This is a genomic window from Negativicutes bacterium (assembly GCA_021372785.1).
Classification (GTDB): Bacteria; Bacillota; JAAYKD01; order JAAYKD01; family JAAYKD01; genus JAJFTT01.
The window spans coordinates 57,392-81,139 of record JAJFTT010000004.1 but is presented as its reverse complement, the minus strand read 5'-3'; the positions used below and the strand labels follow the sequence as shown (position 1 = coordinate 81,139).

Sequence of the window (23,748 nt, the reverse complement as noted above, 5' to 3'; positions counted from 1 at the left end):
TTATCATAATTATTTGGTAAGAGGTGACTTTTATGCGCTTAAAGACATTTAAAGGCGGTATTCATCCTCCGGCAAACAAACTGACATCCCAGATGCCTTTGTTCACGCTGCCTGCTCCCAAACAGGTTGTGATTGCGCTGCAGCAGCACATCGGCGCACCCTGTCAACCTTTGGTGAAAGTGGGGGATGCGGTGCTGATGGGGCAAAAAATCGGGGATCACCCGGCTGCCATCAGCGCGCCGGTTCATTCCAGTGTTTCCGGCAAAGTGGTTGCGATCGGTCCGGTCAATTTTTCCAATGGGAAAACTGTCAATGCAATTACCATTGCCAATGATGGTCTGGACAATAAAGCAGAACCGATCGGTTCGGGCAAAGCCCTGGCAGAGCTGACCGATCTGGAGATCCGCAGTCTGATACGCGAAGCCGGTATTGTCGGCATGGGCGGCGCCGGATTCCCCACCGCTGCCAAGTTGACCGCACCGGCGGGAAAAAAGATCGAGATGTTGGTCATCAACGGGGTCGAATGTGAACCTTATCTAACCTGTGATCATCGTATCATCCTGGAACAGTCAGCGGTGATTCTGGACGGAATCAAAGCCCTGCTGAAGGCTACCGGCGCCGGCCATGCCTATATCGGTGTCAAAATCACCATGGAAGGCGCTATCGAAGAACTGCATAAAGCCGTCTTGATGGAGAAAGGGATCGATGTGGTACCGCTGGTTTCCAAATATCCTCAAGGGGAAGAACGGCAGCTGATCTATGCGATTACCGGCCGCGAGGTCCCCTCGGGCGGTCTGCCTCTGGATGTTGGCATTGTGGTCTGCAATATCGGTACCGCCTGGGCGGTCGGACGCTTAATGGAAACGGGCATGCCGTTGATTGAACGTTCGGTTACCGTTACCGGAGCCGTCAAAAAACCGGGTAATTTCATGGCGCGTGTCGGCTGTATGGTCAGCGACTTAATTGAAGCGGCCGGCGGTTATGCGGAAGAGCCGGGCAGCGTAATCATGGGTGGGCCGCTGACCGGACTGCCGCAATTCAGCACGGAAATTCCCTTCACGAAGCAGAACACCGGCATTCTGGTACTGAGCAAAAAGGAAGTCCAACCCGCTCCGATGACAGACTGCATCCACTGCGGCAGCTGTATCGGGGCTTGCGCCTATCGCCTGATGCCGCTTTATCTGGCAAAATACGCCGCGGCCGGCAATACGACCGGGCTTGAAAAGTACAACATTTTAGATTGCCGTGAATGCGGTGCCTGTGCCTATGTTTGCCCTGCTAAATTGCCTTTATTGCATTATATGCGGGTCGGCAAGGGTTATGTGACAGCCAAACGCGCTGCGGATAAAAAATAGGGCGGAAGGAGCGAAATAGAAATGGAACAAACAAAATTAGTCATACAGTCTGCACCTCATATTCGTTCGCCCTTGAACACGCAGAAAATCATGTATTACGTGATTTTCGCTTTGGTTCCGGCTGCGGCAGCAGGTGTCTTTTTCTTTGGTCTTCGTGCTCTCGTGCATCTGCTGCTCAGCATCCTCTTTGCTATGCTGACGGAAGCACTGGTAGAGAAATTGGTGCATAAGCCAATCACCATCCGCGACGGTTCTGCGATTCTCACCGGTTTGCTGCTGGGCATGAATCTCCCGGTGGCGGCTCCTCTTTGGATCGGACCGGTTGGCGCCGCTTTTGCCATTGCGGTCGTCAAACAGGCGTTTGGCGGTTTGGGACATAATTTTATGAATCCCGCTCTGGCGGCACGCGCCATGATGCTGTCGGCCTGGCCGGCGAGCATGACAAGCTGGACGACCCCTTTTGACGGTCTCGCCACGGCAACGCCGCTGGCCATCATGAAATCAGGTCTTTCCGCTACGGCAGCGCTGCCGACTTATTGGAATATGTTTATCGGCAATATCGGCGGCTGTATTGGTGAAACCTCGGCTTTGGCCTTGCTTTTAGGCGGCATTTTTCTGATTTATAAAGAAGTCATTGATTACCGAATTCCCTTGGCCTATCTGGCAACCGTCTTTCTTTTCGGCAGTATTTTTGGGGAGAATGGCTTTGATTCCGGTTTATTTTATCTACTGGCAGGCGGTGTGATGTTGGGTTCGATCTTTATGGCGACAGATTATGTATCTTCTCCCGCTACGGTGCGCGGACGCTGGATTTACGGCTTCGGCTGCGGTCTGATCACTATGCTGATCCGTCTTTGGGGGTCTTATCCCGAAGGCGCCTCCTTCTCCATTTTATTGATGAATATTGCTGCTCCTTTGATTGAGAAATTCACAACGCCAAAGAAGTTTGGGGAGGTGGCAAAGAAGAAATGAAAAATAAGTATTGGAACGCAATCAACAATGGTATTTTCGGTGAGAATCCATTATTCCGTATGGTTTTGGGCACCTGCCCTGCGTTGGCTGTAACGACAGCGGTGGATAACGCTGTCTGGATGGGATTGATGGTCATCTTCGTCCTGACTTTTTCCAACATCGTTATATCCATGATGCGCAAAGTGATTCCGGATAAAATCCGCATTCCCAGTTTTGTTATCATTATCGCTACATTGGTGACTGTGGTAGATCTTTTCATGAAAGCCTATATGCCTGCCATGCATGCCACGCTCGGTATCTTTATCCCTTTGATCGTGGTTAACTGTATCATTTTAGCCAGAGCGGAGAGTTTTGCCTATAAGAATGGCGTCCTCGTTTCTGCCTGTGATGGTTTCGGTATGGGCCTAGGTTATATGCTGGCCCTGATCATCGTTGCGGCTGTTCGTGAGTTGCTGGGCAACGGTTCTTTCTTTGGCGTCGATCTTTTGGGCGCGAATTTCCCGGCCGCCAAGGTGATGGTGCAGGCCCCCGGCGCATTTTTAACTTTGGGTATGATCCTTGGCATCATTAAATTAATTACCAATCGCAGAAAAGCGGCGTAGAGGAGGGGAATCAAATGGGGATTGTTTCATTACTGATATCCGGTATTTTGATCAATAATTACATTTTTGTCAAATTCTTGGGCATTTGTTCCTTCCTTGGCTGCTCGGATCAGGTAGACACCGCAGTGGGCATGGGCATCGCGGTTACCTTTGTCATGACGGCAGCCAGCGCCGTGACCTGGCTGGTGCAGCATTATATTCTCAACGTGTTCAATATCGGTTATATGCAGACGGTTACCTTTATCCTGGTAATTGCCGCTCTGGTGCAATTCGTGGAAATGGTCATCAAAAAAGTCAGTCCCACGCTGTATCGGGCTTTGGGTGTTTACCTGCCTTTGATCACCACCAATTGCGCTGTATTGGGCTGCGCCGTTTTGAATGTTCAGCAGGATTATAATTTCTTCTACGCCATGGTCAGCGGATTTGCCTATGCTCTGGGGTATTTCCTGGCGATTACTCTGATGGCTGGGGTGCGGGAAAAATTGATTTTTTCCAGCATCCCGGAATCACTGCAGGGATTTCCCATTTCTCTTATCATAACAGGTCTGATGGCCATCTCGTTTTATGGCTTCCAGGGCTTATTCCAGGATCTATTAACATTGTAGAGGGGGTTGTTCCATGCTGTCCAGTATTCTATCTCTCGGTGCTTTGGGCGCAGCCTTTGGCTGTCTGCTCGCCTATGCCAGCACTCAATTTGCAGTGGAAGTAGATCCCAAGGTAGAAGCCATTCAAGGTGTGTTGCCGGGTGCCAATTGTGGCGCCTGCGGCTGGCCCGGTTGTGCCGCATTGGCGGCCGCCATCGCCAAAGGAGAGGCGCCGGTCAATGCCTGTCCCGTGGGCGGCACGGCCGTGGCCGCTAAAATCAGCGAGCTGATGGGGACGAGTGTCACGCCCAGCAGCGAAGTGAAGGTCGCTTGCGTCATGTGCAGCGGCGGCTGCACTCAAAGAGCGGATTATCAGGGTATTCCTTCCTGTCGGGCAGCCAATCTGGTCGGCGGTGGTGTGGAATCCTGCGCCTACGGCTGCCTGCGGTATGGCGATTGTGTGCGGGTTTGTCCTTTTGATGCGATTCAGATGAGCAGTGACGGTGTTCCCTTCATTGATGAAGAGAAATGCCAAAATTGTGGTTTATGCATCAAAGAATGTCCCAAACAATTGATCATGACGGTGCCGAAAACTGCCGCTGTTCATGTCAATTGTTCTTCGATGGATACCGGCGTAGCGGTACGCAAAACAAACTGTAATACCGGCTGTATCGGCTGCGGTATTTGTGAAAAGACCTGCCCTTTTGGCGCCATCAAGGTAATCAAAGATGTCAATGACGAAACATGGCAGAAAGCCAATCCTCGCAAATTGCGCAATATCGCCGTGATCGATTACAGTAAATGCCGCAGCTGCGGTTTGTGTGTCAGTAAATGCCCCACCCACGCGCTTGTGATCGAAGAATATAAAAAACACGATAAGCCGATTATTGGCGAAGCCTGTAACGGTTGTTCTCTCTGCGCCCGCATTTGTCCGGTGGGGGCTATAACGGGAGAATTGAAACAAAAATACCGGATTGATCCGGATAAATGCATCGCCTGCGGTCTCTGTGTCGACAAATGTCCCCAAAAGGCGATCAGTTATTAAGCAGGCAACTGCCGGAAAAATCGATGAAGCCTACGAAAAATCCCGTCGCGGTAACCGCAGCGGGATTTTTAATCTGTTCCCGGATATTGCTTAGAGATTTTTACCGGTGAATGCTTCCGGCAGCAATTCCCGCAAAGAATATCGTTTGAATTCACCCCGCTCGTTGCCCACAATCACCTGTAAATCCGGATTGAATTCGGCCAGCAACTGACGGCAGACGCCGCAGGGAAAGGTAAATTCACCCGAAGAAGCGCTGATGGCGATTGCGGTGAAATCCTGCTCTCCTGCTGATACGGCTTTGGCTAATGCGGTTCGCTCGGCGCATAGCGTCGCGCTGTAAGCGGCACTCTCAATATTGCAGCCGCCATAGATGGTGCCGCTTTTACATAGCAGCGCCGCTCCCACGCGAAAATGAGAATAGGGTGCATAAGCAAAATGCTGTTGAGCGACAGAGATTTGGTATAGCTGTTGATCGGTCATGGTAACCTCCGTATCGTTTATTTTGCCAGATATTCTGCAACGGCCTGACGATAGGCCTGCGCGGTCAAACTTGCCGCATAAGCTTTTTGATTGGCACTGGAATTTTTTTGAAACCGCGTCAGATTAGCGAAAAACCCGCCATTTTTTGCCGCCGTATTGCCGTATAAATAAGAAGGCACAACATCAAAGAGGATATGCTGGAATAGATCGCCGGCAGCATAATTATAAGTTCCTGAATTATCGAAAGGATCTGCTGCCTCTCTTATAACCCGAGCTGAACCGAGCCGGTTCAAATCTTCTGCTTTGCAAAAAACCAGTTCAAAACTTTTATCGGCGGCAGCAAACTTCAGATTAAAAATGCCATCCGGTCCATTCAGCTGTAAGAGAGAATTCTCCGCCGTATAGAGGATCCAGGCATCCGGATGCGTGTTTTGATACTCTTTCAGCTGCGCGAGGTTCTCGATAGACAGGATCAGTTGATTGCGCAGATAATGCAGCTGCTGATTGGGGATGCGGCCGCTCTGCGTCACAAGTTCGCTGATCCACTTGCAATAAGCCAGATAGTCTTCGTTGTCCGGTGTCAGCTGCGTCGGATCTGTCAGCAAGGCAGCACTGTCCCGCCAGAGGAAATATAAGAGTTCCCGGTTGTGATATGGGGACTGCTGTTGGACTGCGCCAAGGTAATTGGCAAAGGTCAGTTTCCCCGGCAAATTTTCCTGCCAGCTCAGGTAGGTATTTTCGAGGCTCTCATCCTGAAAAGAATACGGAAAAACGGTATTTACAAAATAGACCAGTAAAAGAAACAGGGTAAACAGCAGCAGTTTCGCAGCAAGGTGCGGCTTTCCTGCTATCTGATCGGCTTTGGCAAAGGCTTCGGGCATCAAGACTCCTCACTTTCACGCTGAATAAACATTATTTCGCTTATCAACAGAAATAATCCTGCTTGCCGGGCGAAGCAAGGCAGCTGCAAAAAACTAAATGCAAGGCGAAAAGGGTTTGCATCCGGAACCAGCGAAATAGAAAGCCAGGATAGGATGAAAAGGAAGGGACGCTATGGAGGAGCATACGGCAAATGACGCCCATAAGATCCTGAAAAAAAGCAAACGGCCAGCGCAGCAGAGAGACATACCCTCTTACCCGGAGGATTATCAAATGATCGACGGTGAACTGTGGACCGCACGTCAGCGGCAGATGAGTTCGCTGCATGAAATATCCTATCGGGCCTGTTTTAAAGCGGAGTTGCCGGAATACTTTATTGCGCGCTTTTCAACGCCGCAGGATGTTGTTTATGATCCCTTTGCCGGCCGCGGCACCACAGCCGTGCAAGCTGCGCTGATGGGACGCCGCTTTATTGCCAATGATATCAATCCGCTGATGAAGATTTTAGCGCGGCCGCGGGTGGAGCCACCCACACTAAGGGCGGTGGAACAGCGCCTGCAGGAAATCGATTTGAGCTTGCAGACATCGGCTGAGGTAGACGAGCCGGATTTAGGCGTTTTTTATAATCAGACTACGTTAGCGGAATTGCGTTCATTGCGCCGCTATCTGGATTATCGCCGCCGCAGCGGTTTGGAGGATGCCTTGGATGAATGGATCCGCATGGTGGCAACCAACCGTCTAACGGGTCATTCCAAGGGCTTTTTTTCTGTTTACACCCTGCCGCCCAACCAGGCGGTTACCCCGGAGCGGCAGCAAATCATCAACCAGCGCTACCGGAACGATTTCAGTATTTACCGCGATGTCAAAGCAATCATTCGGGAAAAAAGCAAAACGCTGCTGAAAGAAATTCCCTACCCCTGGCCGGGAAAAGGCGGCATCTTTCTCAATCAGGATGCCGCCAATACCTACGCGATTGAAGACAGTACGGTGAACTTGATCGTCACCTCACCGCCGTTTCTCGATACCGTACAGTATCGCAACGATAATTGGCTGCGCTGTTGGTTCAATCATATCGATACGGCGGCAGTCGCTGGTCGTATGACCAATCTGCATAATTTGGAGCAATGGACGAAAAGTATGACCGAAGTTTTTCTGGAATTCAAACGCATCATGGTGCCTGGGGCATATGGCGCTTTTGAAGTCGGCGAAGTTCGCAAAGGGAAAATTGAACTGGATAAAACGGTCTTCAGCATGATTCGGGAAGTCGGCTTGCTTCCACAGGCAACCTATATCAATCGACAGCAGTTTACCAAAACGGCCAATATCTGGGGTGTTGCCAATAACCAGGGCGGAACCAACAGCAATCGCATCGTTGTATTTCGCAAAGGGATAGATTAGAGAACAGTCTCCGATAAAAGGAGGTAGGGGTTCATTATGGCAATTGAAAAAGTGAAACAATATTTCGCACAGTATGGCATGGAAAATCAGATTATAGAGTGCGCCCAATCGAGCGCGACGGTCGCACTGGCGGCAGCGGCTCTGGCAACGGCACCGGAACGAATTGCCAAAACCCTGGCTTTGCGTCAGGCGGACGCCTGTGTGCTGATCGTCTTGGCGGGGGATGCCAAACTCGATCAAAAAAAATACAAAGATTTCTTTCACTGTAAAGCAGCTATGCTGGAGGCGGCAGCGGTGGAACGCTGTACCGGTCACGCCATCGGCGGTGTTTGTCCGTTTGCGCTACCAGCGGCAATCCCTGTTTTTCTGGATGTTTCTCTCCGCCGCTTCCAAACGATTTTTCCTGCCTGCGGCAGCAGCAACAGCGCAATTGAATTGAGCGGTGAAGAATTGTTTTTCTACGCGCGGGCAAAAGCCTGGATTGATGTGGGAAAAGGCTGGCAGACAGCATAAGCGATGGCAGAGTACCCGGCGCGCTGAACTTTATTTTGTAGTGCAATCGAACCTGCGGTCTTGGGTTCAGCATGGTAAACTCCTTCTCTTTAAAAACATGGACGCTATTCTGATTAGGGGGTTTTCAAATGAAGCTCAATTTGCTTTTCTTTCCCGATTTTGAAACCTTGGATGTATTCGGTCCGGTCGAGATTTTTGGTCAGCTGGAGGACCTGCAGCTGCAGTATGTTTCACTGACGGGAGGAATCGTCCGCAGCCATCAGAAAGCAGCGATTGTCACTCAGCCTTTGCTGGAATCGGATGATGACTGTGTCTTATTTTTGCCGGGCGGCATGGGAACGCGCGTTTTGGTCGAAGATCTTGATTTTATCAGAAGATTAAGCCAAGCGGCAGAGGTATCGCGTTACTGTCTGACGGTCTGTACCGGTTCCGCCCTGCTCGCTCAAACCGGTTTACTGGATGGCCGGCGCGCGACTACCAACAAACGCTCATATCAATGGGCAACCGCCCAGAGAGCGGCGGTCAACTGGCAAGCCAGCGCTCGCTGGGTAACGGACGGGAAATTCTATACTTCTTCCGGCGTCTCGGCCGGTATGGATATGGCTTTGGGTTTTGTGGCGGATCTTTATGGCAAAGCGGCAGCCAAAACCATAGCCTGTAGAATTGAATACATCTGGCAGCAGAATCCGGAACAGGATGCTTTTGCTGTAAAATAAGCGTGGAGAGCGTGGCTGACGGCCTGCGTTTGGTCTGATTCGTTTGTGAACATCCCGGGTGCTTTGCAGCGGCAGAAACCAGGATAGAAGAAAAGCGGCAAGCGCTTTTTTTTGCTTGTGCTGCGGTAGGAAAACGTTTATACTAAGACAGAATGTTTTTCAGGGAGGCGAAGTCGCGTGAGTCTGATTTACAAAGAGATCAATCAGGAAGATTATCAGAAAATCATTCGTCGCTTTGGCTCTTGGGTCGAACAGCTGGCGTGCATTCATCGGCAGGAGAATGCCTTTTCCCTGGCGGCGTTTGACCAGGAAGAGCCGATTGGCTTTATTTCAACCTGTGCCAAGGCCTTTCCCGCTCCGCTGGCCTCAATCGGCGATGCCTTTATTGATGTGATCGAAGTAGATGCAGCTTATCGGCGGCAGGGAGTTGCGCGCTCTTTCGTAACGATGACAGAATCCTGGGCGCGCGAGCAGGAATTCCGCCAAATCAGAGCCTGGAGCCAGCGCAGTCAGTCGGAGGCTTTGGCCATGTGGCTGGCTTTGGATTACTGCCTTTGTCCGGCTGTAATCCAAACGGAGGGGAATCAGGAAATCATCGAAGGATTCTATGCCGTTAAAAATCTCAGAGCCAAACTATATTGAGCATACGATGCGAGGTTTTCTTGGCTGACAGCAGAAGGAATCCGTTCTTTGCGTGTCAAAAAGAAAGAAGCATTGGATGCCATTAAGAAAGAACGAAGTGAAGTGAAGCATTTGAGACCATCATGGGATGATTATTTTATGGAGATCGCAACGGTCGTCGCTAAGCGATCAACGTGTTTGCGCCGTCAGGTGGGAGCCATATTAGTTCGGGATCGACGGATTCTGTCCACCGGGTATAATGGCGCTCCCAGCGGGTTAGCACATTGTCTGATCGTAGGCTGCAAGCGGGAACAGGAACAAATTCCTTCCGGTCAGCGGCATGAAATCTGTCGGGCAGTACATGCCGAGCAAAATGCGATCATCCAAGCAGCCCTGGCAGGCAGCAGCATTGAGGGAGCGGTTTGTTATACCACCGTATTTCCTTGTTCTCTCTGCGCGAAATTACTGATCAACAGCCACATCAAAGCAATTTATTACCGTGAAGGTTATCCGGATGATTTGTCTTTGGAATTATTAACGGAAGCCAATATTCCAATGTACCGGATAGCGGCCGAAAAAACAGAAACACCGGTGTAAACCTTCGGCTTTTTCGGTTTGCGGTAAGAAATCCTGAGCCGACAGTGATTCTTTGATTAAGAGGAGTTATCATGAATGGTACGAATATTTCTTTATTAGAAACGGTTTTTACTTTTTCTATTGCGCTCTTTTTAGTAATTTGTTTTACCCCGATTGCGATGAAACTGGCACAGCGTTTGAACATTATGGACAAACCCAATGCACGCAAGACGCATACGGTGGCGGTTCCCTATTTGGGTGGGGTGGCCATCTACGTTGCTTTTCTGGTCGCCTGCAGCCTTTTTGTCGCTTTAAGTAAAGAAATGCTCGGTATCCTGATTGGGGGTACTGTTTTACTGATTGTCGGAGTCATTGATGATAAACTGGATATTTCGGCAAAATTGCGTTTGGTTATCCAATTGGGCTGTGCCTATCTTGCGGTCCGCTCGGGCATTGCCATTCAAGGCATTGGCAATCCTTTCAACGGTGAGTATATCTCACTCGGTTTCCTAAGCACACCTTTGAGTATGCTGTGGATTGTTACGGTGACCAACGTCATGAATTTTATCGATGGCCTGGATGGCCTGGCTGCGGGAACCGCTGCCATAGCTTCCCTGACCTTGATGGTCGTCGCCTGGCAAATGGATTCATCCGAGGTGGTCCTCTTGTCGGCTGCCCTGGCCGGGGCCTGCATCGGCTTTTTACGCTATAATTTTCACCCCGCCAAGATTTTCATGGGGGATGCCGGGGCGCTCCTGATCGGATTTGTCTTGGCCTGTCTTTCCATCCGGGGCCCTATGAAAGGCGCCACCTTTGCCACCATGCTGATCCCTATGCTCGCTTTGGGTTTACCGCTGTTTGATACGATGATCGTCTTTTTTAAGCGGATCAGAGCAGGAAAATCACCAATGCATGCAGACAGAAGGCATATCCATCATATTCTCTATGACAATGGTCTGACACAAAAACAGACAGTTTTATGGCTTTATGCGATTTCGATCTGTCTTGGCCTTTCCGCGATCGAAGTAACCAGTGTCCATGGCCGCTTGATTTCCTTTGTGGTTGGCATGGTCGGTGTCATTTTGTTTGTTTCGGCTCGTTCCTTAAATAAATTGGAAGCGGAAGTCAATACCAAAGGGTATGGCCGCAAGTTTGTCGATGAATTACAGGAAGAATTGAAAAAGCGAGAGAACAAGAAGCAGGAGGACGAATAGATGCAGGCATTGACAAAAATCAAGGTCCTGACGATTTTCGGTACCAGGCCGGAAGCAGTAAAAATGGCGCCGTTGGTCAAAGCCCTGGAAGCATGCCGGGAGGATATTATTTCCCGGGTTTGTGTCACCGGGCAGCATCGGGAAATGCTGGATCAAATTCTGCAGACATTTGCCATCACACCGGATTTTGATCTCAATATCATGCGGCAAAGACAGACCCTGACAGGGATCGCGGTCCGGGCCATGCAGGGGCTCGAACCGGTGATCGCAGCAGAAAAACCGGATTTGGTTTTGGTGCACGGCGATACGCTGACCTCTTTCATCGCTGCTCTGGTCGCTTATTTCCACCAGATTCCCATTGGCCATGTGGAAGCCGGTTTACGGACTTATGATAAGTATTTTCCTTTTCCGGAAGAGATGAACCGGCAGCTGACCGCAAGATTAGCCGATTTGCATTTTTCACCAACGCCTCTGGCCCGTGAAAATCTGCTGACAGAACGCATTCCGGAAGAAAGAATCTTTGTCACAGGCAATACCGTGATCGACGCTATGGCTTACACCGTCCGGCAGGATTACCACTTTACCGTCGAAAGCCTTAACCAACTCGGCAAAGAGCGGCGCTTGCTTACCGTGGAAGCGCATCGAAGAGAGAATTTAGGCGAACCGATGCGGCAAATCGCCAATGCGCTGCGCCGCATCGTGCTTGCGCATGAAGATGTTGAATTGTGTTTTCCGGTGCATCGGAACCCGGCGGTCAGGGAAGTTGTCTTTCCTGTTTTGCAGGATCTGCCAAGAGTTCATCTGGTGGAACCGCTGGATGTGGATGATATGCATAACCTCATGGCGCGCAGTTATCTGATCCTGACCGATTCCGGCGGAATTCAGGAAGAAGCGCCTGCTTTGAGCAAACCGGTCCTGGTGCTGCGTGATGTGACAGAACGACCGGAAGCGATAGCGGCAGGTACGGTGATTTTAGTGGGGACCAACGAAAACCGGATTGTAGAACAGACGAATGCCTTGCTGGATGATCCGTTGCTGTATCAAAAAATGAAAAAGGCAGTCAATCCGTATGGAGACGGTCAGGCCTGCCGCAGAATTGTGGAAGCAATTCTCTATACGTTCTGTCATCGGGATGACCCTCCGGAAGCGTTTATTGCAAAATCAAGTAAAGAGGCAGGTCAATTTTGAATTTTGCGGTCATTTGCGCAACTTGCCCGGGCCGGGCTTCATCACTTTCTTTGCCAGAGGCAGACAAAAACCCTCCCTGTGTTTCCTGTAAAAACAAAGGGAGGGTTTTTGTCTGCAGACGCTGGAATCTACAAGTTTCAGCGACAGCCGGAAAAAGAAAGGGTTTTCTCTTTCCGGCACGAATTTTAGTAATGTTACAAACAGATTACAGAATAGAAAGGGCAGCCAACCGAAGTTTCGCTGCGGCAGCGCAGCGCTGCCGCACGCAGTCGGAGACAAAGTATAGTACCGAATGAGGGAATCAATCAAATAGAGGTGGAGTAATGGCTTACTTTAAAATAGATGGCAGGCAGAGAATTGAAGGGAAGATCAAAGTTCACGGCGCCAAAAATGCGGTTTTACCGATCATGGCGGCTACTTTGCTCTCGGCGGAACCCTGTCTGATCCATAGTGTCCCTTCCACTCTGGAAGATGTATTGATGATGAAACAGATACTGGAAGCAGCGGGCGCTCAAATTCAACAGGAAGAGGATACGATGTTCATCGATTTTGCCACTGTCAGTAATTGGGAAGCGCCTTACGAATTGGTATCAAAAATGCGCGCTTCTTTTGTCGTACTCGGCCCGATGTTGGCAAGAATTGGGCAGGCTAAAATCCCCATGCCGGGCGGCTGCGCCATCGGCAGCCGTCCGGTGGATTTACACCTGAAGGGAATGCAGGCGCTGGGGGCGGAAATCAGTTTGTCAAACGGCTATGTTCATGCCAAAGCGGCGCGGCTGAAAGGCAATCAGATTTACCTGGATTTTCCCAGCGTCGGCGCTACCCAAAATATCATGATGGCTGCAACGCTGGCAGAAGGCAGCACAGTTATTGAAAACGCAGCTGCCGAGCCGGAAATCAGTGATTTGGCGACTTTTCTCAGTTCCTGCGGTGCTCACATTCATGGTGCCGGTACCGATGTGATTCGTGTGGAAGGCGTGCGACAGCTGCACGGTTGTCAGCACGAGGTGATTCCCGACCGGATTGAAGCGGGTACTTTCCTGATCGCCGCAGCCATCACCGGCGGTGATGTTTTTGTGGAGGGGGCTGTCTCTCAGCATATGAAGCCGGTTTTGGCGAAACTGCGGGAAGTAGGCTGTCTGATTCAGGATCAGCGGGAGGGGATTCGCATTCAAGGCCCGGTAAAACTCTTGCCCACACATGTCACTACGCTGCCGCATCCCGGTTTCCCCACCGATATGCAGGCGCAAATGATGGCGCTGTTGACATTGGCGGAAGGGAACAGCCTGATCACAGAAACTGTTTTCGAAAATCGTTTTCAGCATACGGAAGAATTGATGCGGATGGGTGCCAATATCCGCATCGACGGACGGACGGCGTTTTTGCAGGGGGTTCGGCAATTAACCGGCGCGCAGGTGCAGGTGACCGATTTACGGGCAGGCGCCGCCCTGGTTCTGGCCGGTATGGCTGCGGAGGGTGAAACAAGGGTTCATCAGATTTATCATATTGACCGGGGCTATGTCAAACTGGAAGAGAAACTGCGTGGGATCGGCGCTGCCATTCAGAGAGTGGAAAGCTAGTTATTCTATTTTCCTCTTAAGCCGAAAGGGCCAAAGCGCACGAATCTCAGCAGGGATAAGAAAACCGAAGCGGATCCGTGACGATACCCCGGATCCGCTTCGGTTTTCTGCCGTGTTTTATTTTACGATCTGCAGGGTCTCGTTGACTGCATCGATCAGCAGTGTGCTGCCCGGCAGTAAGTCGCCTTGCAGAATGTGACGTCCAATCAGCGTTTCTAGATTACGCTGCAGATAGCGACGCAGCGGACGGGCGCCATAGAGAGGATCATAGGCTGCTTCAATGACAAAGGCTTTGGCTTTTGGAGTCAGGGAGCAGCTCAGTTGCTGCTTGCTCAAGCGCTGATTCAGTTCTGCGAGCAATAAATCGATGATTTGGCTGATATCCGTCTTACTCAGCGGCTTGTAGAAGACGATTTCGTCCAGACGGTTAAGGAATTCCGGACGGAAGGTTTGTTTCAGTAAACCCTCTACCAAGTTTTTGGCTTCCGCGGTAATTTCACCATTGGCATCGATCCCATCCTGCAGATAGGAAGAACCAAGATTGGAGGTAAGAATCAGGATGGTGTTCTTGAAATCTACCGTCCTGCCTTGTGAATCGGTGATCCGACCGTCGTCCAGAACTTGCAGCAGAATATTGAAAACATCGGGATGGGCTTTTTCGATTTCATCAAATAGAACAACGGAATAAGGCGCACGGCGCACCGCTTCGGTCAGCTGGCCGCCTTCCTCATAACCGACATAACCCGGAGGTGCTCCGATCAGGCGGGAAACAGAAAATTTCTCCATGTATTCACTCATATCGATGCGGATCAGATTGCGTTCGCTGTCAAAAAGCGCCGCTGCCAACGTTTTGGCTAATTCTGTTTTGCCGACGCCGGTCGGTCCTAAAAAGAGAAAAGAACCAATGGGACGGTCAGGATCCTGCAGACCGGAACGGGAACGAATAATGGCTTCGCTGACTTTCGTGACAGCTTCATCCTGACCAATTACCCGCTGGTGCAGAATCTGATCCAAATGCAGGATTTTTTCCCGCTCGCCTTCCAGTAATTTAGCGACCGGGATACGGGTCCAGCGTTCGACGATGCGGGCAATTTCTTCTTCGGTAACCCTGTCGCGCAGCAGTGTGGTTTTGCGCCCGACCTGAGCAGCCTGCTCTTCTTCTGCCAACTGCTTTTTCAAAGCGGGAATTTTACCGTATTTCAGTTCGGCGGCTTTGTTTAAATCGTAATTGCTTTCTGCCTGTTCCATTTCGGCCTGCAGGGTTTCCAGTTCAGCACGCAGTTTCTGTACTTTGCCGATACTTTGTTTCTCATTTTCCCATTGCGCTTTCATGGCATTGAATTGATCGCGCATACCGGCAAGTTCCTTTTGAATTTCTTTCAGGTGTTCCAAAGAAAGCGGATCATTTTCTTTCTTTAAAGCCGCTTCCTCAATTTCATGCTGAATGATTTTACGTTGGATCACATCCAGCTCGGTTGGCATGGAATCAATTTCCGTCCGGATCATTGCACAGGCTTCATCAATTAAATCGATGGCTTTGTCAGGCAGGAAGCGATCGGTAATGTAACGCTGCGAGAGGGTAGCCGCCGCGATAATGGCTTGATCCTGAATTTTGACGCCATGGAAGACTTCGTAGCGCTCTTTCAAACCGCGCAAAATACTGATCGTATCTTCCACGCTCGGTTCCAAGACCATGACCGGTTGAAAACGGCGTTCCAGGGCGGCATCCTTTTCAATATACTGACGGTATTCGTTGAGGGTCGTCGCACCGATGCAATGCAGCTCGCCACGCGCCAGCATGGGTTTCAGCATATTGCCGGCATCCATAGCACCCTCCGTTTTACCGGCGCCGACAATGGTATGCAACTCGTCAATGAAGAGTAGGACTTTGCCTTCGCTTTGTTTGATTTCGTTTAAGACCGCTTTCAACCGTTCTTCGAAGTCCCCGCGGAATTTCGCGCCGGCAATCAAAGAGCCGATATCCAGAGAAAAGATGGTTTTCTCCTTCAGGCTGGTCGGTACATCGCCGCGGACAATCCGCTGCGCCAATCCTTCCGCAATCGCAGTCTTGCCGACACCGGGTTCGCCGATCAGGACCGGATTGTTCTTGGTTTTACGGGAGAGAATGCGGATGACATTACGGATTTCATCATCGCGGCCGATGATGGGATCTAATTTTTTATTGCGTGCCTGTTCCACCAGATCGGTGCCGTATTTTTTCAGAGCGTCATAGGTATTTTCCGGGGTGTCGGTGGTAACTCTGGTATTACCGCGAACGGTGGCCAGCGCTTTGAGAAAACCGGCTTCCGAAATAGCCTGCGCCGCAAACAACCGGCTCAGTTGATTGCCCGGCTGCTGCAGTATTCCGAGAAAAAGATGCTCCACGGAAACAAAATCATCATGCATTTTTTGCGCGGTTTTTTCTGCCGCATTGAGAATTTGATCGACGGCCGGTGAAACGTAGATTTTACCCGCTTCCCGACCGGAACCGGTCACTGCCGGATAGCTTTTGACCAATTTCTCGGTTTCCTCCGCTAATTTTTCCGGAGAAATTTGCATTTTGCGTAAAATTTCCGGGATGAGGCCGTTTTCCTGCTGCAATAAAGCCAGCAAGAGGTGAGGCGCTTCCAATTGCTGATTCTGATTTGAAATCGTTAAAGATTGAGCAGCTTCCAGTGCCTCCATTGATTTTTGGGTTAGTTTTTGTGTATTCATCGCTCGATCTCCTTTTTGGTTTCTGCCGAGTGCTTCGGCGGGAATGGGTGGGGAAGAGATATTTGACCTTCTCTGACCTTCAATCCCATTATAATCCTTTTTCAGAATTTTTCAAGTGTGAGATAGCAAAGAAATAAGTCGTAATTTACTTGAAAACATGATATTTTGCAGAATATTCATTCGTTCCGGGTGAGAGCAAAGAAAAGGTTTGCTTTCGCTTACCGCTAATTTGAATTCCTGCGCAGCACTCTGTTCAAATAAAAAAATCTGTGCTATAATCAGATAAAATAAAAAAAAGCTGGAGTGTGAAAATATGAGTCTTATTTTGACTGACACCGGGTTCTTAAGCATGCCATTGAAATCCAGGGGAAAAGTCCGCGATATTTATGAAGCGGCAGACCAGCTCCTGCTGATCGCTACCGATCGTGTTTCTGCTTTTGATGTGGTTCTGCCCAATGGGATTGCGCATAAAGGTCAGGTTTTGACCCAGTTATCACGTTTTTGGTTTGAGAAATTAGCCCATATCGTGCCCAATCATCTGATTACGACCGAGGTCGCCAAACTGCCGGTCCCAGCCTGCCATTTTCCGAAAGAGCTGAACGGGCGAGTGATGTTGGTTAAAAAAGCGGAAGTGATTCCGGTTGAGTGCGTGGTGCGCGGCTATCTGTCCGGCTCCGGCTGGAAAGAATACCGTGATCACGGCACTTTGGGCGGAATGAAACTGGCGCAAGGCTATGTGGAATCGGATTGTCTGCCCAATCCTGTCTTCACCCCCGCGGCCAAAAATAATGTCGGACATGACGAAAATATCAGCTTTGAACGGATGACCGAATTGGTCGGTCTCCGGCTGGCGACCAAATTGCGCAGCGTGTCTCTGGCACTTTATCAGGAAGCGGCTGATTATGCCTTGCAGCACGGTTTGATCCTGGCGGATACGAAGTTTGAATTTGGTATTTATCACGATGAAGTCATCTTAATTGATGAATGCTGTACTCCGGATAGTTCCCGTTTTTGGCTGGCGGCAGAATATGTTCCGGGTCGGTCGCAACAAAGCCTGGATAAGCAATTCATCCGGGACTGGCTGGAGACTTCCGGTTGGAATAAAGAGCCGCCAGCACCTCAACTGCCCGATTGGGTGATCAAAGGAACTATGGAACGCTACCTTTCCGCTTACCAGGTGCTGACCGGGCAGAACTTGCTGCAGTACCTGGGGGAAGATGAATAAATCGCGCAAGCGGCAGCAGCTGCCCGCCGCGAAAGGGTTATAAAATGAGAGTGCTGATCGATGCGGACGGCTGCCCGGTGGTAGATGAAACCATTGCGCTGGCGAATCAGTATGGCTTGACCTGCCTGATCCTCTGTGACACCTCTCATTTTTTTGAAAGACCGGGGGCAGCGACGCTGACTTATGATAAAGGTGCCGACAGTGTGGATTTCGCATTGGTTAATCTGGCGCAGCCGGGAGATCTTGTGGTGACCCAGGATTACGGCCTGGCTGCGATGTGCCTGGCCAAACGCGCGATCGCCATCAACCAAAACGGGCAGCAATATACCGCAGCCAATATCGACGCTTTATTGTTGGCGCGCCATACCGCCAGAGTGATCCGCAGCACAGGCAAACATCTGAAGGGACCTGCGAAACGCAGTGAGGTACAAAATCGCGCTTTTGTGCTTGCTTTGAGCAGATTGCTTCAGCAGGAAAAATAAGAAAGCAGACAGTAAAAAAAGCACTTGTCCTGGCTTGGTTTTATTTCAAAAACCGGCTGCCAGACAAGTGCTTTTTTATGACTGCCGGCTGCTGATTTGCTCGATGGCAGCCAGCGTGTAAAGCAGCTCTTCTTTGGTGGTGAAATGACCGAGGCTGAAGCGAACTGTCCCATTGGGATAAGTAGCGATCGTTTGATGAGCCAATGGCGCGCAATGCAGCCCGGCCCGGGTGGCGATACCAAACTCTTCGGCCAAACGATAGCTGAAAGCGGCGCAGTCAAGTTGTTTCAGGGTGACAGATACCGTCGGTGTTTGCAGAGCGGCATCGGCGGGACCGTAAATCTGCAGCTCCGGAATCCGGCGCAGTCCATCCAGAAAGAAAGCAAACAAGTCCGTTTCCTGCCGCAGCAGAGCCTTCGGGGTTTGCTGTAAAACCCACTCGGCAGCCGCCGCTAAACCGACGATGCCCGGCATATTGAAAGTACCGGCTTCAAAGCGGTCCGGTAAAAAATCGGGTTGATAGAGTTCATGCGAACGGCTGCCGGTCCCGCCTTGAATCAGGGAATTCATGCGGATGGCTGCTTCCTGACTGACGACAAAGCCACCGCTGCCTTGCGGTCCCATCAGACTCTTATGCCCGGTAAAGGTCAGCGCAGCAGGAGAGAGCGCAGAAAAATCCAAGTCGTATAATCCTGCGGTCTGAGCGGTATCCAGAATAAAGTCAAGCTGATGGCGCCTGGCTATTTCCGCAGCTTCCGCGATTGGCTGCAAAGTACCGGTTAAGTTGGCTGCGTGGGTCAGAACCAGCATGGTTGTATTGGGTTGGATGGCCGCTTCCAGACGATCGGGATCCAGGCGGCCTTGCTGGTCGCAGCGGACCGCTGTATAGGTGATCAAGTGATCGCGCTGTAAATGCGCCAACGGACGGATGACGGCATTGTGTTCCATCGAACTGGTCAGCACATGGTCGCCTTTTCTTACTAAGCCTTTGATGCATACATTCAAAGCTTCTGTAATTCCGCTGGTAAAGATGACCTGCTCGGAATTAGGAACCTGAAACAATTGGGCAATCAAAGAGCGCGCCCGCAGTAAGAGGCGGTTGGCTTCCAGGGCGCCGGCATAACCACCCCGACCGGGGCTATACATTTGGTTTTTTTGCCAATAATCGCTCATGGCATCGATCACAGCCTGCGGTTTCCGATAGGAAGTTGCCGCATAATCAAGATAGACTTCTTTCATAAGAGTAACCTCTGTTCACTGTACTTTTTTCTTTGGCATCGCTAAGGGATTGTCTTGCACATAACGGATCAGTTTCGCCGCATAGGGGGATAGATATTGATTTTGAGTGGGAATCAGATAAAAACTGCGCTGTAAATCGTCGTCCGTCAGATCGAAAGTCAGCAGATCCTCATGCGGTTCATAACTCAATCTGGAAATGACGGAGACACCCAAACCGTTGCGTATACACTGTTGCACCCCTTCACCGCTGTTAATTTCTGCTGCGGTGTGGATTTTAGAGAAGGGAATTTTCCGCCCGGAGCGGCAAATTGTGCGGCAATGAGAAATGATGATGATTTTTGATTTCCCTTTCGTATTTCAAATCAGCACGGCAAAGTCAAGCGGATTCTGCCCGCCGGTTATCTTTCTATTTTATTGCACATGGATCAAAATATCAATAGAATTGATCGCAAAAACTACTTTGCCTGCAGCAGGAAATGGTCCGGGTAATCGCTAATTAAAAAGAGAAAGGGGAGATCTCATTGTGCCGCAGCCACCGTTTTGTTGTTTTACTTTTCAGAATGTCCATTTCGCCATGCGGTTTGAACAAGCGATGCAGATAGCAGGCAGCAAGGTTAACCTGATTCCGGTTCCCAGAAGCATCAGTGCATCCTGTGGTTTGGCGGCAAAGTTTGCACCGGAAATTCTGGAGCAGGTCCGCCGGCTTTGCCGTGAAAATTCCATAGAATATGAAAAAGTTTTTTTAGTGGATGGGGAGATCGTGACGGAACTGGTTTAAATCCGCTGCGGGCGAACGGTTCTCTTTTTGTCTGTCCCGACAAAAAAACCGCACACACAGCATGCAGCAAGCAGCCATAGCAAGGAGGCGTTTTTTTTGAAACTGACTGTGATTGGTATGTGGGGAGGCTTCCCCAAAGCCGGCGGAGCTTCCTCCGGTTATCTGATTGAAAGCAATGGCTCTAAAATGCTCCTGGATTGCGGCAGCGGCGTCCTGAGCAGACTGCTGGAACTCTGCAGTCTCAGCGAACTGGATGGCGTAGTGATTTCACACTATCACGCGGATCATTGCTGTGACTTGATGGTGCTGGCTCAGGCTTACTATGTTCTGGGTCTGCGGGAGGCGGAAATCAAACCCTTACCGATTTTCGGCCATGCCAACGCAGCGGAATTCCAGAGTCTGACCTATCGCAGCGGCAGTGTGACGCAAGGGATGGCTTATCAGCCGGGAGAAGCGTTTCAAGTAGGCGCTTTCACGCTTACTCCGGTGCGTACGGTGCATCCGCTGGAATGTTATGGTTTCCGGATCAGTGCGGAAAACAAGTCAATCTTTTATACAGCCGATGGCGCTTATGGTCCGCACTTACAGGCCGCAGCGACTCAGGCGGATCTGCTCTTATGCGAATCAAACTTTGCGCATGCCGACTTGGCCTACGCCGAAAATCTGCATATGACCGCGGTTCAGGCCGGCAATCTGGCTGCCGAAGCAGGCGCAAAACGTCTTCTGCTGACGCATTTGCCACCGCTGAATAACAATGATCAGCTCTTGCTCGAGGCGAAAAGTCGGTATCATGGTCCGGCAGCGCTCGCCTACTGCGGGCAAACGCTAGAATTCTAGTCTGATCAGCTTGCCGCCGTCCGATCCGTTTTTCGCTGTGTTGAAAAGACCGTTACCCTGTCTGTCAGTCTCTGTTATCGGAGAGCTGCAGTGCGGGAAGCGGTCTTTTCTGATTTTCAGTGTAAATCGTACCAATTATCGCCGCTGCTGAGTTCAACTTTGATGGGAACGATCAGCTGGATGGCATTTTCCATGGTTTCCCGCATAATCCGTTTCAGGACCGCTTCTTCTTCCGGCGGTGTTTCACAGACCAGCTCGTCGTGTACCTGCAGTAAAATATGACCCTGTAATTTTTGCTTTTCGATCGCCTGTTGCAAGCGAAGCATTGCCAGTTTGATCAGATCGGCTGCACTGCCTTGAATCGGCGTGTTGAGGGCTGCGCGTTCGCCAAAACTGCGTAAATTGTAATTACGATCCTGCAGTTCCGGCAGATAGCGCCGGCGCTGGAAAAGCGTAGTCACATAGCCATTCTGTTTGGCTTCGGCAATCAATTGGTCCTGGTAGCGGCGGATAGCCGGAAATTCTTCAAAAAAGCGGTCAATATAGGTTTTTGCTTCGGCTCTGCTGATGTGCAGCTGCGTAGCCAGACCGTAATCGGAGATGCCGTAGATAATTCCGAAATTGACGGCTTTGGCTCGATTGCGCTGCAGAGAGCTGACTTGCTCAAAGGGGATATTGAATACTTCGGCGGCTGTGCGGCGGTGAATATCCTGGTCCTGACGATAGGCGTCAATGAAGGCTTCATCCTGAGCAAGATGAGCCAGAATACGCAATTCAATTTGAGAGTAGTCGGCGGAGACAAGGCGCCAGCCATTTTGCGTGGGGAAAAAGGCTTTGCGGATAATGCGCCCCTCTTCGGAACGGGTGGGAATGTTCTGCAGATTGGGATCGCTGCTGGACAAACGTCCGGTTGCTGTTACCGCCTGGTTGTAGGTGGTATGCAGGCATTGATCAGCGCTGGAAATCAGCGGAATCATACCTTGCAGATAGGTTCCCTGCAGCTTGCTGAGCGTACGGTAGGAAAGGATCAAAGCGATGATCTCATGCTGATCAGCCAGGAGTTCCAGCGCCGCTGCGTCGGTGGAAAAACCGGATTTTGTTTTTTTACCGCCCGCCAAACCCAGTTTTTCAAATAGAACCTGACCCAGCTGTTTGGGTGAATTAAGATTAAATTGTTGTCCTGCCATTTGCCAGATCTGTTCCTGCAGACGATCCATTTGTATTTGGTACTCGCGGTTCAACTCCTGCAGAACGGCAATGTGTACGCCGATTCCTCTGGTTTCCATGCGGTAAAGCAAATCGGCCAGCGGCAGTTCAATTTCGCGGTACAGCGCGGTCAGGCTGCGTTCGCTTAAGACCCGGTTCAGCCAGGGTATCAGACGCTGCAGCTGCAGCAGCTCTGTGATCGGCAAAGAATCGCTCTGCGGTAAAGGCTGATCCGGAAAAACGGCAGCAGCGAAGGAGTCTAAGCTGAGTTTTTGACCCGGATTGATCAGGTAAGCCTGCAGCATGGCATCTTCGGCCAGAGGGAAGCTGCGCTGCAGCAGATGAGAAAGACGCTTTTTGTCCCAGACGGTGAAACGCTGTTTTGTCAATAAGTCGATGATTTTGGTCAGAGCAGCATCGTCGTCGGCATGATAAAGATACATTTCTCCTTGCTCTGTCAGGAAAGCAAAGCTCAGATCAGAACTTGCCAGCAATCCCGGTTCTTCCTGGACCGAGAGCGCGCTGAACTGCTGCTTTTGCAGCAGGGATAGGATCGTCTCACGGTCGGCCGGCATGCCTTTGAGCAGCGGCAGCGCATGTTCTGACGGATCGGGCAAGCTGACCTGCGTTTTTGCTTGCGGTAATTTCTCCAGCAGGGAACGCAAATCGTATTTGGTGAAAAAGCTGCGCAAAGCCGCAAGGTTGACAGGTTGGCGTTTCCAGGCTGCAAGCGGCTGCTCCAGCCGGACGTTACAGTCGATTTTCGCCAAACGATAGCTCAAGAGCGCCTGCTCGCGATAGAGCAGCAGATTTTCGCGGACTTTTTTTTCCTTGATTTCCGCCGCATGCTCGAGCACAGCGGTCAGGCTGCCATAGGTTTGTATTAAGCGCAGCGCTGTTTTTTCACCGATGGCAGGAACACCGGGAATATTGTCGGAGGCGTCCCCCATCAGTGCCTTGACATCGATCAGCTGCTGAGGTTTTAGACCATATTGCTGCTCAATCGTTGCCGCATCGACGATCTGTAAATCACTGACGCCGCGTTTCTGCGTATATAAGACCGAGGTATCCGCTGTGATCAGCTGATAAACATCCCGATCACCGGTAACCAGCAGCGTCCTGATCCCGGCTGCCTGGAAGCGACAGGAAAGGCAGCCCAGCAAATCGTCCGCTTCAAAACCAGCTTTCTCCAGCCAGGCAATTTGCCAGGCATCCAGTAAATCGTGCAGCAGGGAAAGCTGACCGATCAGCTCCGGCGGTGATTTTTGGCGGGTAGCTTTGTAGTCGGCATATTCCAGATGGCGGAAGGTAGGCTCATGGCGGTCAAAGGCAACCAGCAGATAATCAGGCTGATACTCCTGCTCTAGCTTTTGCAGCATCATGGCAAAACCATAAACGGCATTGGTATAGATTCCCTGGTGGTTGCTTAAGAGCGGCAAAGCATAAAAAGCACGGTTGGCCATACTGTTGCCGTCAAGAATCATCGCAATTTGGCTGGACATCATTCACGCTCCCTTTTTTTCTGCCGGGCTGCCTGTCGCAG

General features: G+C 50.7%; 23 protein-coding genes. 17 read left to right on the top strand and 6 right to left on the bottom strand.

Annotation, left to right across the window (positions count from 1 at the left end):
* Positions 1-32: 32 nt before the first annotated feature.
* The 5 genes from rsxC to LLG09_00660 are packed head-to-tail and all read left to right on the top strand — an operon-like array spanning position 33 to position 4,558.
* Positions 33-1,355, top strand: coding sequence for an electron transport complex subunit RsxC (gene rsxC, locus LLG09_00680; protein MCE5195639.1), 1,323 nt, complete (start codon positions 33-35; stop codon positions 1,353-1,355).
* A gap of 21 nt (positions 1,356-1,376) precedes the next feature.
* The gene (locus tag LLG09_00675; protein MCE5195638.1) at positions 1,377-2,327 is read left to right on the top strand and encodes an RnfABCDGE type electron transport complex subunit D; all 951 of its coding nucleotides are present in this window, start codon (positions 1,377-1,379) and stop codon (positions 2,325-2,327) included.
* Positions 2,324-2,929: an electron transport complex subunit E gene (locus LLG09_00670; GenBank protein MCE5195637.1), complete on the top strand. Its 606-nt coding sequence runs from the start codon at positions 2,324-2,326 to the stop codon at positions 2,927-2,929. Before LLG09_00675 ends, LLG09_00670 begins: the two co-directional genes overlap by 4 nt.
* Before the next feature lie 14 nt (positions 2,930-2,943).
* The gene (locus LLG09_00665; protein ID MCE5195636.1) at positions 2,944-3,534 is read left to right on the top strand and encodes an RnfABCDGE type electron transport complex subunit A; all 591 of its coding nucleotides are present in this window, start codon (positions 2,944-2,946) and stop codon (positions 3,532-3,534) included.
* 13 nt (positions 3,535-3,547) lie between these two features.
* A complete protein-coding gene (locus tag LLG09_00660; protein MCE5195635.1) occupies positions 3,548-4,558 on the top strand; it encodes an RnfABCDGE type electron transport complex subunit B in 1,011 nt (336 codons plus the stop codon).
* Positions 4,559-4,648: 90 nt separating this feature from the next.
* Here LLG09_00660 and cdd read toward each other — a convergent pair whose 3' ends face one another.
* Both cdd and LLG09_00650 read right to left on the bottom strand, forming a co-directional pair.
* The gene (gene cdd / locus LLG09_00655; GenBank protein ID MCE5195634.1) at positions 4,649-5,038 is read right to left on the bottom strand and encodes a cytidine deaminase; all 390 of its coding nucleotides are present in this window, start codon (positions 5,036-5,038) and stop codon (positions 4,649-4,651) included.
* 17 nt (positions 5,039-5,055) lie between these two features.
* Complete coding sequence (locus LLG09_00650; protein ID MCE5195633.1) at positions 5,056-5,919, bottom strand: hypothetical protein; 864 nt, start codon at positions 5,917-5,919, stop codon at positions 5,056-5,058.
* Between the two features lie 172 nt (positions 5,920-6,091).
* On the opposite strand from LLG09_00650, the gene LLG09_00645 reads away from it, so the two are divergent.
* From LLG09_00645 to murA, 8 genes are all read left to right on the top strand, one after another.
* On the top strand, positions 6,092-7,315 hold the full coding sequence (locus LLG09_00645) for a site-specific DNA-methyltransferase (GenBank protein ID MCE5195632.1): 1,224 nt from the start codon (positions 6,092-6,094) through the stop codon (positions 7,313-7,315).
* A gap of 36 nt (positions 7,316-7,351) precedes the next feature.
* Complete coding sequence (locus LLG09_00640) at positions 7,352-7,828, top strand: YbaK/EbsC family protein (protein ID MCE5195631.1); 477 nt, start codon at positions 7,352-7,354, stop codon at positions 7,826-7,828.
* A gap of 128 nt (positions 7,829-7,956) precedes the next feature.
* Positions 7,957-8,544, top strand: coding sequence for a DJ-1/PfpI family protein (locus tag LLG09_00635; protein MCE5195630.1), 588 nt, complete (start codon positions 7,957-7,959; stop codon positions 8,542-8,544).
* A 177-nt stretch (positions 8,545-8,721) separates the two neighbouring features.
* Positions 8,722-9,186 (top strand): GNAT family N-acetyltransferase, encoded by a 465-nt coding sequence (locus tag LLG09_00630; GenBank protein ID MCE5195629.1) that lies wholly within the window; start codon positions 8,722-8,724, stop codon positions 9,184-9,186.
* 48 nt (positions 9,187-9,234) lie between these two features.
* Positions 9,235-9,762: a cytidine/deoxycytidylate deaminase family protein gene (locus LLG09_00625; GenBank protein ID MCE5195628.1), complete on the top strand. Its 528-nt coding sequence runs from the start codon at positions 9,235-9,237 to the stop codon at positions 9,760-9,762.
* Between the two features lie 71 nt (positions 9,763-9,833).
* Positions 9,834-10,955 (top strand): undecaprenyl/decaprenyl-phosphate alpha-N-acetylglucosaminyl 1-phosphate transferase, encoded by a 1,122-nt coding sequence (locus tag LLG09_00620; protein MCE5195627.1) that lies wholly within the window; start codon positions 9,834-9,836, stop codon positions 10,953-10,955.
* A complete protein-coding gene (gene wecB / locus LLG09_00615) occupies positions 10,956-12,143 on the top strand; it encodes a UDP-N-acetylglucosamine 2-epimerase (non-hydrolyzing) (protein MCE5195626.1) in 1,188 nt (395 codons plus the stop codon).
* 323 nt (positions 12,144-12,466) lie between these two features.
* Entirely contained in the window at positions 12,467-13,723 is a 1,257-nt protein-coding gene (murA, locus tag LLG09_00610; protein MCE5195625.1) for a UDP-N-acetylglucosamine 1-carboxyvinyltransferase, read from the top strand.
* A gap of 117 nt (positions 13,724-13,840) precedes the next feature.
* Here the strand turns inward: murA and clpB are convergent, their stop codons facing one another.
* On the bottom strand, positions 13,841-16,438 hold the full coding sequence (clpB, locus tag LLG09_00605; GenBank protein ID MCE5195624.1) for an ATP-dependent chaperone ClpB: 2,598 nt from the start codon (positions 16,436-16,438) through the stop codon (positions 13,841-13,843).
* Positions 16,439-16,751: 313 nt separating this feature from the next.
* Between clpB and LLG09_00600 the strand changes: the two genes are divergently transcribed.
* Both LLG09_00600 and LLG09_00595 read left to right on the top strand, forming a co-directional pair.
* The gene (locus tag LLG09_00600; GenBank protein ID MCE5195623.1) at positions 16,752-17,663 is read left to right on the top strand and encodes a phosphoribosylaminoimidazolesuccinocarboxamide synthase; all 912 of its coding nucleotides are present in this window, start codon (positions 16,752-16,754) and stop codon (positions 17,661-17,663) included.
* Positions 17,664-17,707: 44 nt separating this feature from the next.
* Positions 17,708-18,145, top strand: coding sequence for a DUF188 domain-containing protein (locus LLG09_00595; protein MCE5195622.1), 438 nt, complete (start codon positions 17,708-17,710; stop codon positions 18,143-18,145).
* 75 nt (positions 18,146-18,220) lie between these two features.
* On the opposite strand, the gene LLG09_00590 is transcribed toward LLG09_00595, so the two are convergent.
* Together LLG09_00590 and LLG09_00585 are read right to left on the bottom strand one after the other, a co-directional pair.
* Positions 18,221-19,384 carry an aminotransferase class V-fold PLP-dependent enzyme gene (locus LLG09_00590; protein MCE5195621.1) on the bottom strand — a complete coding sequence of 388 codons (1,164 nt, stop codon included), beginning with the start codon at positions 19,382-19,384 and terminating at the stop codon, positions 18,221-18,223.
* 15 nt (positions 19,385-19,399) lie between these two features.
* A complete protein-coding gene (locus LLG09_00585) occupies positions 19,400-19,657 on the bottom strand; it encodes a hypothetical protein (protein ID MCE5195620.1) in 258 nt (85 codons plus the stop codon).
* Positions 19,658-19,907: 250 nt separating this feature from the next.
* Here LLG09_00585 and LLG09_00580 point away from each other — a divergent pair, with 250 nt between their 5' ends.
* Positions 19,908-20,162, top strand: a complete 255-nt coding sequence (locus tag LLG09_00580) for a DUF3343 domain-containing protein (protein MCE5195619.1) — start codon at positions 19,908-19,910, stop codon at positions 20,160-20,162.
* Positions 20,163-20,258: 96 nt separating this feature from the next.
* Entirely contained in the window at positions 20,259-20,999 is a 741-nt protein-coding gene (locus LLG09_00575) for an MBL fold metallo-hydrolase (protein ID MCE5195618.1), read from the top strand.
* A gap of 116 nt (positions 21,000-21,115) precedes the next feature.
* Here the strand turns inward: LLG09_00575 and polA are convergent, their stop codons facing one another.
* Positions 21,116-23,707, bottom strand: coding sequence for a DNA polymerase I (gene polA / locus LLG09_00570; GenBank protein ID MCE5195617.1), 2,592 nt, complete (start codon positions 23,705-23,707; stop codon positions 21,116-21,118).
* Positions 23,708-23,748: the final 41 nt, after the last annotated feature.